The organism is Marinilabilia rubra (genome assembly GCF_003121985.1).
GTDB lineage: Bacteria > Bacteroidota > Bacteroidia > Bacteroidales > Marinilabiliaceae > Marinilabilia > Marinilabilia rubra.
The window spans coordinates 1-12,944 of sequence record NZ_QEWP01000021.1; the positions used below are offsets into that span (position 1 = coordinate 1).

10 protein-coding genes are annotated in these 12,944 nt (G+C 39.7%); 7 read left to right on the plus strand and 3 right to left on the minus strand.

What is annotated here, in order from left to right; translation table 11 throughout:
• The first annotated feature begins 266 nt into the window (after nt 1-266).
• The 5 genes from era (at nt 267) to DDZ16_RS17865 (ending at nt 4,679) form a co-directional block, all read left to right on the plus strand.
• The gene (gene era, locus DDZ16_RS17845; RefSeq protein ID WP_109265847.1) at nt 267-1,148 is read left to right on the plus strand and encodes a GTPase Era; all 882 of its coding nucleotides are present in this window, start codon (nt 267-269) and stop codon (nt 1,146-1,148) included.
• A 188-nt stretch (nt 1,149-1,336) separates the two neighbouring features.
• Entirely contained in the window at nt 1,337-2,641 is a 1,305-nt protein-coding gene (der, locus tag DDZ16_RS17850) for a ribosome biogenesis GTPase Der (RefSeq protein WP_109265848.1), read from the plus strand.
• A 278-nt stretch (nt 2,642-2,919) separates the two neighbouring features.
• Nucleotides 2,920-3,654, plus strand: a complete 735-nt coding sequence (locus tag DDZ16_RS17855; protein WP_109265849.1) for a hemerythrin domain-containing protein — start codon at nt 2,920-2,922, stop codon at nt 3,652-3,654.
• 12 nt (nt 3,655-3,666) lie between these two features.
• A complete protein-coding gene (locus DDZ16_RS17860; protein ID WP_109265850.1) occupies nt 3,667-4,242 on the plus strand; it encodes a response regulator transcription factor in 576 nt (191 codons plus the stop codon).
• A gap of 32 nt (nt 4,243-4,274) precedes the next feature.
• Nucleotides 4,275-4,679, plus strand: a complete 405-nt coding sequence (locus DDZ16_RS17865; RefSeq protein WP_109265851.1) for an RDD family protein — start codon at nt 4,275-4,277, stop codon at nt 4,677-4,679.
• Here DDZ16_RS17865 and DDZ16_RS17870 read toward each other — a convergent pair.
• Nucleotides 4,652-8,344, minus strand: a complete 3,693-nt coding sequence (locus DDZ16_RS17870) for a sensor histidine kinase (protein WP_109265852.1) — start codon at nt 8,342-8,344, stop codon at nt 4,652-4,654. The genes DDZ16_RS17865 and DDZ16_RS17870 overlap by 28 nt on opposite strands.
• A gap of 255 nt (nt 8,345-8,599) precedes the next feature.
• Nucleotides 8,600-9,073, minus strand: a complete 474-nt coding sequence (gene rlmH, locus DDZ16_RS17875; protein ID WP_109265853.1) for a 23S rRNA (pseudouridine(1915)-N(3))-methyltransferase RlmH — start codon at nt 9,071-9,073, stop codon at nt 8,600-8,602.
• A 1,198-nt stretch (nt 9,074-10,271) separates the two neighbouring features.
• Here rlmH and DDZ16_RS17885 point away from each other — a divergent pair.
• Nucleotides 10,272-10,682 (plus strand): DUF4783 domain-containing protein, encoded by a 411-nt coding sequence (locus DDZ16_RS17885; RefSeq protein WP_109265854.1) that lies wholly within the window; start codon nt 10,272-10,274, stop codon nt 10,680-10,682.
• A gap of 4 nt (nt 10,683-10,686) precedes the next feature.
• Nucleotides 10,687-11,529, plus strand: coding sequence for a carboxylating nicotinate-nucleotide diphosphorylase (gene nadC / locus DDZ16_RS17890; RefSeq protein ID WP_109265855.1), 843 nt, complete (start codon nt 10,687-10,689; stop codon nt 11,527-11,529).
• Between the two features lie 143 nt (nt 11,530-11,672).
• Here the strand turns inward: nadC and DDZ16_RS17895 are convergent, their stop codons facing one another.
• Complete coding sequence (locus DDZ16_RS17895; RefSeq protein WP_109265856.1) at nt 11,673-12,854, minus strand: MFS transporter; 1,182 nt, start codon at nt 12,852-12,854, stop codon at nt 11,673-11,675.
• Nucleotides 12,855-12,944: the final 90 nt, after the last annotated feature.

Genomic DNA, 12,944 nt, shown 5'->3' on the forward strand with positions numbered 1-12,944 from the left:
TTGGTCTCTCTCGCAAAGCGGGTGCAAAGATAACAGATATTATTTCGTTTCTCCAAACCCTTTTGCAATCTTTTTTCCAAATATTCTTTAAGTCGCTTATTTTCAATAAGACTTTTTTTCGGAGCATTTTTGACAGGAAAACAAAAATACCAAAAACGGTAATTCTTGTCAATAAAAAATGGTTGGAAATGTGGAATTGAAACAGAGATTCTCATTAATCCCTATACTTATTGTATCTTCGCAGAAAATTCAACACAAATTAAGCTATGACACACAAAGCGGGTTTTGTAAATATAATAGGCAATCCGAATGTCGGAAAATCAACCCTTTCCAATAAACTTATCGGGGAAAGACTCTCAATTATAACCTCAAAAGCCCAGACCACCAGGCACCGTATTTTCGGAATTGTTAATAAAGAAGATTATCAGATTGTATTTTCAGACACCCCCGGAGTACTTAAGCCAAAGTATAAGCTCCAGGAGTCGATGCTGCACTTTTCAAAGTCTGCATTAGCCGACGCTGATATACTATTATATATTACAGATACTGTAGAAACTCCGGATAAGAACGATGAATTTCTAAATATGGTTAAGAAGGCCACGGTTCCGGTGCTTTTGGCCATCAATAAAATTGACCTGATTCAGCAAAAAGAACTGGAAGATTTGGTGGATTTCTGGAAAAAGGAATTGCCGGAAGCAGAAATATACCCCTTATCTGCACTTCATAAATTCAATATTCAGAATCTATATGACAGAATTGTTGAATTGCTGCCTGATTCTCCTCCCTTCTTTGATAAGGATGCCCTTACTGATAAACCGGAACGGTTTTTTGTATCAGAAATAATCAGGGAAAAGGTCTTACTTAACTACCAAAAGGAAATACCATACTCGGTAGAAGTTGAGGTGGAACAGTTTAAAGAAGGCGAAAAGAGACACGACATAAGATGTATCATTCATGTAAGTCGGGATTCTCAAAAAGGCATTATAATAGGTCATCAGGGAAAAGCACTTAAGAAACTGGGTATTGATGCCCGAAAAGAAATTGAATTATTTTTGGGGAAACAGGTCTACCTGGAACTTTATGTAAAAGTCTCGAAAGACTGGCGTGACACCGACAACTTTCTAAAAAATTTCGGATACGACCAGTAGATTTATCTGTAAATCAATCATTTTTATTAATTTTGCCCGCCTTAAAATTTTAAGGTCATCATTCTGATGATGATGAAATCAGTTGATGATGAAGGGCAACAGCCCTCCATTATCCCGTTTTTCCTGGTTTTAGAGGTGAGTAAAAACGGGCCAAAACAATATAGAAGCAAAAATACACTAACGATAAGATGGGAAATATTGTAGCCATAGTAGGAAGGCCAAATGTTGGCAAATCGACACTATTCAATCGCCTTACAGAATCACGTCAGGCCATAGTAGATGAAGCAAGCGGAGTAACACGTGACCGTATTTACGGAAAGGCCGAATGGAATGGAGTACGCTTCTCTGTGGTAGACACAGGCGGATATGCAGTGAATTCAGAAGATCATTTTGAAGAAGCCATTCGCGATCAGGTTTTAATCGCGATAGAAGAAGCGGACGTAATATTGTTTGTCGTAGATGTTATTACCGGAATTACAGATTACGATCAGGCAGTTTCTGAAATCCTTAGACGAAAAGCAAAGAATGTTATCATTGCTGTAAATAAGGTAGACAATCATCAGCAAATCCCGGAAGCTTCATACTTCTATTCAATGGGGTTAAAAGATTTGTTCCCTGTCTCTGCAATTAATGGAGCCGGAACGGGAGATATGCTGGATCATCTTGTAAAAACGTTACCCCAACAAACCTATGAAGAAGATCCTGAAATACCCCGTTTCACTGTGGTGGGACGTCCTAACGCAGGAAAGTCGTCTCTCATTAATGCCTTAATTGGAGAGAAACGCAATATTGTCACTCCACTATCGGGCACAACACGGGACAGCATTTTTACACGTTACAATAAGTATGGTCACGACTTTTTACTGGTCGATACTGCCGGCATCCGCAAAAAAGCCAGAGTACATGAAGATCTGGAGTTTTACTCGGTTATGCGGGCCATCAGAGCTATTGAGAACTCTGATGTATGCGTTCTCATGATCGATGCAACGAGAGGATTTGAAGGCCAGGATCACAAGATATTCAGCCTGATCGAACGAAACCGAAAAGGCGTGGTGGTCCTGGTAAATAAATGGGATTTGATCGAAAAAGAGAGTAATACAGCCAAAAACTTTGCTGAAACTTTGCGGGCACAAACAGCTCCTTATACCGACTATCCTATAATCTTTACATCAGCCACCGAAAAAACAAGAATATTTAAATCCCTCGAGGAAGCTGTGAAAGTATATGAAAATAAATCCAGGAAAATAGGCACCTCCAAGCTTAATGATTTTCTCCTGCCAATAATAGAAAATTACCCGCCACCGGCCAACAAAGGGAAATACATTAAAATTAAATACATCACTCAACTTCCTTCGGGAGTGCCGACTTTTGCCTTTTTCTGCAACCTCCCACAATATGTAAAGGAACCCTACCGCAGATTTGTGGAGAACAAACTCAGAAAAAACTGGGATTTTACTGGGGTACCGATGAACATACTCTTCAAAAAGAAATAAATAGGGAGCGCTGAAAAACGCCTACTTTATTAGCGTTTAAAACTTTAAATCATATCATCAAACTCCTATGTGCAAGGTTATTCCACATCAAACTCGGATTTCTTTGCACTTAATCATAAAAAAACAGCTAATCAAAAGAACAAAATTTACTGCACCGCCCGAATCTCGAAGTATTTCAATACTCCTTCGATTGGGCGGCTTGTAAATTTTGCCCTTTTGACTTTTTCAAAAGTCCCTAAATATCCCTATATTTGTATTTATTCTAAATAATCCTTGTAATGCACATACATCCCAACATGAAAATGTCGGATTTGGTGCAGTCGGATTTTGAATTACTGGCTGTACTCCAACGACTTAAAATTCCTTTTGGCTTCAAGGACAAAACCATTCAGACAGTGTGTAAGGAACAAGGCATTGATTTACACTTTTTCCTTAATCTTGTCAAATGGTTTCATGAGCGTGATTTTTTTCCGGGTGAAACCTTAATGAACCACCCTGTAAAATGGCTCGTAAAGTACTTAAGGTCTACACATTCCTGTTACGTAGATTATTACATCCCCAGGATAGAAAATGAGATTGTGCAGATGGAAAGCTTTGACCACTCAGCCGGTCACAACATGCAGCTTATGCTCAAGTTTTTCAGAGAATACATAACCGAATTTTCTTCCCATATTCAATTGGAAGAGGAAAAGATATTTCCATACATTCTCCGGTTGGAGGAAAACCTCGCAAAAGAAGCTCCTGATCAGGACTTTTGGGAGAAAATCCAGGGATACACTATTAAGGATTTTCTGGATGAACACAGCGATATCGAAGAAAAGCTTGTGGACCTGAGAAACATTCTTCTAAAATATCTGGCCCCTCCATCAGACAATTGTATTTTCACTAATGTTTTGGTTGAAATATTCCGGCTTGGAAATGATTTAAACGATCACACCATTCTGGAAGAAAATGTATTAATCCCTCAGGTTCTAAAACTGGAAGAGGAATTCAAAAAGAAATTTCCAGGCTAACCACTTTTCATTATGGCCAAAGTATTAATTGCAGAAACATCCTATCTCGTTCGAAAAGGTTTGGTTAGCCTTCTGGAGCACACAGATGGCGTCACCGAGCTCAAGGCAGCAGGACATCCCGAAACCATTATGCTCACCTTGAAAGAATACAGTCCGGATATTCTTTTGCTCAATTCAGCCATAACAATGCCCGTCACTAATGAGAAACTCACATCTATTCTTCATGAAAATGCACGTATTATATACATTTTAAATACACCTCTCCCGGCAGAGAGCCCTTCGTCGCAGATATCAGTTTTTGATACCAAGAATAAATTATCAGAAAAACTCTCTTTCCACATCAGCCAATATGCAACCCAGGATAATGACAAAGGGGAAACAGAAGAACTCACTCCCAGGGAACGACTGATTCTCAAACATGTTGCATTGGGGCGCACCAATAAAGAGATTGCTTCAGAACTATTTATCAGTACGCATACTGTTATTTCGCATCGCAAAAACATTACAAGGAAACTGGACATCAAAACCGTCTCGGGTCTTACTGTTTATGCCATCCTGAATGGGATCATAAAAATGGAAGATATTTAATTCCGGTTCCAATTTCGTATCTTTGCCAACATATGGAAACGGAAGAAAACCAAAAATTACCCTGGGAAAAGGTCTCTTTAGGAGAACGCATCCTGGCCGGATTAATTGATATAATTGTAGCTGCATTACTATCCCTTTTTCCAAAAATAGGGTGGATGTTTGGCCTGATCTATTTATTAGCTAAAGATTCTTTTTCATTCCTGGATGGCCAGAGTTTTGGCAAGAAACTGTTCAACCTGCGGACAATTGCCCTACCCCATCACTCGTCCTTATCAGGATGGCCTGAGAAATCTATCATACGGGGACTTGTGCTTATAATTCCAATACTGAACCTGTTTGATTTGTACTACTTAATCATTCACAAGGTACGTATTGCTGACCGATGGGCTGAAACCCGGGTAATCAGAAATCAGGACTGGGAAGAGAGCGGTAGCTGAATAAAAAATGTGGATCCTTCTCCCTGCTGAGTTTCGAACCAGATTTCACCTCCTGCACTTTCAATGATTCCTTTAACAATGGCTAATCCCAGTCCCATACCGCTGGTTTTAGTCGTGAAATTGGGAACAAACATCTTTTCGCGGACTTCTTCCGGGATGCCTTTTCCATTATCCCGGATTTTAACGAGTACACTCCCGCCTTCTACCGATCCGGATATTTTAATTCGCCCTGTTCGATCCTTAGGAATAGCCTGAACAGCATTATTAATCAAATTATTAAAAACCCCGAGCATCTGTTCTCCATCGGCATTCACAATTAAGGATTCATGCTTGCCAAAATCAGTAACAATCTCTACCTCATCAACTTTAGAAAACAAGGTCACACTGCTTCTAACCTTTTCTATCAAATCAATGTTTTCTCGTTTAGCAGCCGGCATTTTGGCAAAATGGCTGAATTCGGTAGCAATTGAAGATAATTTTTCAATCTGCTCAATCAGAGTTCCGGTTACCCGCTCTAGAAAAGCATCAAAATCCGGCACCTTATCTTTCCATGCCCTTTGCAAGTACTGAATATTAAGTTTCATCGGAGTAAGCGGATTCTTTATTTCATGTGCAATCTGACGGGCCATTTCACGCCAGGCCAATTCCCGTTCCGTGCGGGCAAGCTTGGAAGCACTTTCCGATAATTCATCGACCATCCGGTTATACTCCCCAACCAGGCTTCCAATTTCATCTTCACCCTGATAGTCGATCTTTTCATTATGACGGTCAATTTTCAGCTCTGACAACTTGGATTGTAAGACCTGAAGAGGCCGCGTAATCTGTCTTGACAAAAAGACCCCGATACCAATCACAATGAAGGAGAACAATAAATAAAAATTGACTACGGTCATAACAACTGAAGACACCTCTTCCCGCAACTCATTATTAGCCACAAAGTAGGGAACATTTACGTATCCCAGAAGAACATCATCCCGACTGTAAAACGGAACGTAGTAAGATGTATACTCCAGACGACCAACTCTTTCATCTCCAAGAAAGCGGGAAGCACCATTAAAAACCAGCTCATAATAAGCAGAGGGATTCATTTGACTTCCTATCAGTCCCTGATCAAATAGCTCGGGACGTGAGGACGCCAGCAGTGAGCCATCCTTTGAAAATAAATTAATGTCGCAAAAGAAAACATTTGAAATGGTCTGAAGCTGATAGTTCAGATATTTTTCATTTCCTTCATTCAACGAACCTTCTAACCCTATCTTAGACTCCAACTCCAATAACACTGATTGCACCTTATCATTGAGCAATTCCTCGTGTTTATTTTTAAACTGGTTGACAGTATATAAGATGGTACCAATTGCAACAACCAACAGTATGAAAAGCATCAGGCCAACAAATGACAGTTGAATTCTTTTTTGTACAGACAGCTTAAATGTGAAGGAAAGGCTCTGGGCCTGTGTCAGTCCTACCAGCAGTAAACCTGTTATGAAGAAGAAAATGAAGAACACAGAAAATGCTATAAAAATATCTGAAACAGAGTGATCTTCACGGCTGAGAATAACAACAGTATCAGGTTCAGGACTAAACACCAAATGCGAATAGCCTCCTTCCTTCATATACATTTTAGACTCCTCACTGAATTGCATTTGCCTGAAAGTCCCGTGGTAATCGTATTCCCCGGAACGTTTAACTAAATGGCCATCTACATATTTGGCATAACTGTAGTCATTAAAAAGCCCCAACCTGGCTTGTTCCTTTTGGCTTATAAGCAATTCAGGATATCCCAATCCTTCGAAATATGGTTTTGACTGAAGTTCAATAAACAAAGTTGTTTCCAGCGGATGTCCTTCAAAAAAACGGAAAGCCCCTAAATATGAAACCCTTCCATTGTCATTATTTAAATAATAAAAATGGTTGTTGCCATCTATGAGGTTGCCTTCTTTGTGAACTATTGAGAAAAAATACTGATAGCAATTATAGGCTTCTCCGGTCTCTTCAAAAACAACATTACCTCCGGGCCAGCAAGGCACAATTTGCATGTCGTAACGGCCCCAATAGCCGTAAAAATAATACTTTAGCAAATGATTCCTTACGGCTGACTGATTGATATTGGTTTGCGCCAATAGCTGCCGAAGGGGCGCATCCTGCAAAATCTGCCTCTCAATATCGTTAAGATACATCTCTGCAACAGGATCTTCTTCCCGCAACAATTGATAAGACAGATTTTCTACAAGTAAGGACCTGTTTTCTTCTTCTTTTTGAATAGTCCGATCAATAAGAACGGTGCCGGAAAACAACGCTATTAATGAAACCAACCATAAAAAAGTATTGTATGAATGATGCAGCCGGAAGTCTCTCTTCACCATTGCCAATAGTAAACCAACCAATCCGGCAAACAGTATTGACCAGTCACTCGAGCCATAACCCAAACCTCCCCAAAGTAAGGCTATCAGAATGGTGGATCCGGCAATTAGAAGACACAACTGAGCTCTGCTGATACGGAAAATAAAAAGACGGATTACCTTTTCAATAATCAGAATGAATGAAAAAAACAGCAGAGCCAGAATAAATATTTTAGTGACCGCTATTTCGTCAATCTCAATAACTTTAAAGAAGACAGAGGGGCCGGAGGAGTGCTCCACCAATTTATAGATGAGCCGCATCAGGTAAAGCATCCAAATTTGAACGCCAGAAAAGAAAAGCAAAAATAATGCAGCTGTAGAAAAGGGTCGGTCTTTATTCCCATTTAAGAAAACCGGCCATCGAAAGAATCGGAAAATAAAAAAAGAGATCAGTAAGATAAAGATGGCAAAAAGAAGTAAGGCCCCCAAAGAAGAAAACAGGTCTGACATAGCAAAATGCAGAGGCGAGAAAAGCCCAAGATCCTGAAAAGCTGACAAGCCTGAATGCCAAAACGCAAAGTAAAAATAAACAGAAAACACGCCAATGGCGAGCAGCAATCGAATATTTTGAAACCGATGCCCCCTGGATTGCTTTAACCACATAAGGATTATCCCCCATAAAGCCAGCACGGAAAGCAAGTAAGCCCAAAAGACATAGATCCCTGCTGAATTAGTCTTCTGACGACGCATTAAATTACTGACGGAAAACAAGTACTCTCCTTCCAACCCGTAAACAGGCTTGTAAAAGGAATTTTGATTGCGTACAATATCAACTGAAGGTGCAAGGGCAAGAGGCAATAAGAAACGATCCTTCAGGTATTTGTTTTGATAAGGAAATGACTGCTTTATTTTGTACATGCCGACCAGCAAAAAGTCATTCTGCCGCATTTGCTGAACCAGATAACACCCATTGTCGAGTTTGATGAAAGGTTGTGATAAAAAAACGGGATGCACATCCTGTAACGGTAAACCCTGATCGGACCAGGCCACCAATTTATTGTTCTTAAAAACAAGTAAATCATTTCCGGTTTCCGAGATAGAATCCATGGCAGCCCATGTTTGGGATGGGGTTTTCAATATGCTGTCGGGAAAGTTCTTGAGTAACTCGTTTAAGTAGACCTGTCGTTTCTGAATGACTTTTTCCAATTGGGATACATCCAGTTCCTGTTTTCGTTCTCCGGTAAAGAAAAACTCCAGGAACAACCCACTCGTTGTTCCTGCTAGAAATAAAAATATAAGTATCCACCAGATTTTTTTACCGGACATAGAGTTAATAATGAGGATTAAAACAACAGATCATTAGATCTTAGATTCAAATTAATTATCAAAACACTGAATATCTGCATCTTAAAACAGAAGTTCACAAAACACAAACTATTAAGAATTAACCGATTACAACCCCACCTACGGGGAACAACGGACTATTAATTAGAAAACAGGTTTAAAACAACTAAAGCAAAGCCTGGAAAAACCTATATCTCTAAATTTCACATGAAGGTAACAATAACCATGCAAAAACCCTTAATCGTGATGATAAGGTTCGTTTTTGAGTATGGTCATGGCTCGGTACAATTGTTCAGCAAATATTAATCGTACCATTTGGTGAGAAAAAGTCATCCTTGAAAGCGATATTTTTGAGTTTGAATGCTTGTAAACCTCGTCTGAAAATCCCCAGGCACCTCCTATGACAAAGACTAACCGGCGTGTTCCTGCAAGCATCTGCTTCTCCATAAAGCCTGCAAAATCCCGTGACGAAAAATGTTTGCCTCCCTCATCCAAAAGTATCAGTCTATCCGACTTATCAAGAACTTTCAAAATAGCTTCGCCTTCCAACTGTTTTAAAGCTTCAGGTTTAATTTTTCCTGCATTCTTTATATCGGGCAGCACCTTAGCGTCAAAGGGCAGATAATGATTAAGTCGTTTATAATAACTTTCAACACCTTCATTGAGCCATTTTTCAGAGGTTTTCCCGACCATTAAAAGAAGTACCTTCATTCGTTAATATTTATTTTTTAGGTCCAACGCATTGTATTACTGCTAAACTGAACTACAAAAATAGCTATTAACGACCAGATACAACAGGGAGCGCTGAAAAACGCTTATGTTATTAGCTATTAAAACCTTAATACACCTCAAGAAACACTTTAGTGCAAGGTTATTTCACAATAAACTCAAATTTCTTTGCACTTGATTATATGAAAATGGCTAATCAAAAGAACAAAATTTACTTCACCGCCACAATCTCGAAGTAACTCAATACTCCTTCGATTGGGCGGCTTGTAAATTCTGCCCTTTTGACTTTTTCAGCAGCTCCTATAATAAAATTTAAAAGTGGGAAAGGGTGTTTAACAAATCAAATTGTCAGAAAAACACTTCATTCCCCCAATAATTCAGGAATTATTTCTTCTTACCCAGATGCCCGGCGACGCTTCAGTACCGGTACAAACTTTTTCTAAACGTTTATCTTCAGCTAAGTAAGGGTAACTTAAAAACTTTCATATATTTGATGGCTTATGAAACTAAGTTCGACAAGGTCAATACTTCATATTAAAAAACAGTTGGAGTGTGGTTTAATTTTTGCAATGTTTTACTTTTGTATAGCAGGACTTCCGTATTTTTGAAGACGTTTTCCGGAACTAAGCAGAATAAACGAGGAGTTCAGGCTTTCAAAAACCCGCTCAGAAGGTCAAAGAAAAACATCTGAAGTATTTTGGAGAAACAATAATTCATAATAGATCGCTAGAGTTTTAGTACCTGACTGACAGCAGTCAGGTTGAATGTAAGACAAATCTTACAACACTGACAACCTGCACATTAGCCCAACTCAAAGCATACCTGCAACAAGTTGTTTACGACTATGTTGAAAAAGTTTAACGGAGTATTGATTCATAAAAAAAGAAATTTGACCATAATTAGAGTTTGTCCATAAAGTACCATTTACTGCGTTACGCTTGCCCGAGAATTACTCATTTACTCAAGTAAACTGCGTATTTTCGGGCTTCGCAAGCCTTGTAACTGGCACTTTCTTGACAAACACATGACCAGAAGCAAGTTTTGCTTAGTTTATAGACGGACTCTAATTAAGTAAATTAAAAGCAGATGAAACGAGTATGACAGCCTTTTTCACAAAAGAACTTGTATAAAGTTCAGTCATGCGAGTTCCATCCGGCCTTAACAAATAAATTTTATACGGATGAAACATTTCAAAAGTATTATAATTGTGTTAGCGATTGTGTTTTCCCTGCTTCCTCTTAACGGGCAGACCAACTCAAATAACAGCCCCCTTCCTCCCAAGGTGGTTGAAGCCGTTAAAAAAGGGAATGCTGCAGAACTCAAACCTTTTCTAAATTCAAGGGTGGAACTCGTTTTGCCGGAAGAATCGGGAATATACAGTAAAGAGCAGGCGCATTTCATTTTAAAAAGTTTTTTTGAAAGCCATAAAGTTACGTCCTTCCGTGTACTTCATCATGGAACCAGGCAGCATGCCACTTATGCCATAGGTGAATACAAATGCCCCCAGAACCAATACCGAATGTATTTTCTAGTAAAAGAGGTTGAAGGAAAACCCTTAATTCATCAAATCAGGATCGAAAAACAAGACTAGATAAATGGATAAAGACTATTTGAAAAAATTCATCACCAATGCCCTGCAGGAAGATGTTGGAGATGGTGACCACTCGTCACAAGCATGTATCCCTGCAGATTCTGAAGGCAAAGTTCAATTACTGGTAAAGGAAGCCGGTGTGCTGGCAGGTGTAAATGTGGCTTTTGAGATTTTCAAACATTTACAAACAGATATTGATATCAGCCCATTATTAGGAGATGGCACACTGGTGCATCCGGGCGATATCGCTTTCACCGTTAGGGGAAAAGTACTCACCCTGCTTAAAGGAGAACGTCTGGCTCTTAATGTTATGCAGCGTATGAGTGGCATTGCTACACATACCAGAGAATATGCCCGGTTGATTGAAGATTTACCCACCAAAATTCTTGACACCCGGAAAACTACTCCGGGCATGCGTATGCTCGAAAAAGCTGCTGTAAAAATCGGAGGTGGTGAGAATCATAGGATGGGCCTCTACGACATGGTGATGCTGAAGGACAACCATATCGATTTTGCAGGAGGTATTGAAAATGCCATAAAAGCGACTCAGCAATATCTGAAAGAAATCGGTAAAGATCTGAAAATTGAAATTGAAGTCCGCAATATGGATGAACTTAACCAAGTCCTTGAAACGGGCGGCGTTCACCGGATCATGCTTGACAATTTTGACACACAGACCACCAGGGAAGCTGTTGAATTAATCGCCGGCCGCTATGAAACCGAATCATCCGGAGGAATCACTAAAGAGACATTGCGCGGTTATGCAGAATGTGGCGTAGATTATATTTCAGTTGGTGCGCTTACGCATCATATTCGCAGTTTAGACATGAGTCTGAAAGCGCTTTAGGCGTCAGAAAATATTGAATTAAACCACATCAGGCACATCCGGATGGTAAGTTATTAAACCATACTGCAAGCCAACATAACAAGTTTTTTTTCAAAATAAGGTTAAAGTAATGGTCCAAAAACACATTACTTTAGCCTGTTTTTTTAGTTTTCGCTGAAAGGATTTTTCTTTTTAATATAAATGGTAACCGGAATTGCCAGAAGTGCCATTACAGCGGCAAACTTAAAAGTTGTTTCATTGCCAAAGTGATCGAACCCATAACCGGTAATTAAGGTTGAAAAGGCCCCGAGAATAAAATTACTTGTCATATACAGTCCATTAACAAAGGGCAGATGCTCTGTTTTTAACTCATGAATGATGGCCAGAAAAACCGGCGTGGGTGCTAAAAGAAAAAAGCCCATGGCAATGAGCAGGGGAAAAGTAAAAACGCCACGAAAGTAAATAAACATTGCCAGTAACAAAGGGGATATAATGGCCACAATCAGCAAGGTATTTCTACGCCCGATAAAATCGGAAATAGTACCTGAGAGAAATGTTCCCGCAGCACCCGACAGATAAATAACGGACAGTGAAATCCCTGCCATCCATCGGGATTCACCGATGCTCTCCATATAACCAGGCAAATAGTAGGTCAGACAGCTTTTCATAAACCCCCGGGTAAGCGTAATGCTCCCAATAATGAGCAAGACCGGCAGGTACTTTTTCAGAGTAAGCAGATAAGAAACAGACTGTGACCCCTTTTTGACTTGTTTACGCAGATCAACATTTCGAAATCGCACAAAAAGAATGATGGACGCAAGCAATCCTGCAGGGATAAGACGAAATATTCCTTCAAACCCCCATACATCAATGGCTCCAAGCACAACTATTGGTCCCAGGGTACGGGCCAGTTCACCTCCCACCATATAAAAACTCATGCCCCTGCCGGTTCTTTTTCCTGCAACAAGTTTTACCATCACCGGGGTAGGTACATGAAACATGGTTGAACCAATTCCCGACAGCAGCATCAATATCACCAAAAAAGAATAAGATGGCGCAACTCCAATCAAACTCATTGCAACAGCGGTCACCGTTGGCGACACAATCATCAGATACCGGATGCGGACCTTGTCTGCCAGTATCCCCATCAATGGATTAAAAAGTGTTGGCAAGCGTTGAATAACGGACAATAATCCGAATAGAGTATAGTTTATAGAAAGTTTTTCGATGAGCAATACCTGAACAGGCGCCAAAAATGCCGTATAGATATCATGAATATGGTGGGCCAGACTGATAAGAAAAACATCCAGTGTCCTGAACTTTGTTTTTTGAGGTTTACCCTGCATTGCTCTAGAAGGTTTTTACCAAATGATTTTTGCTTTAATGAGAATCATTATTGTCCGGTAAACAATAATATTTTCTACTTTGCGCTCAAG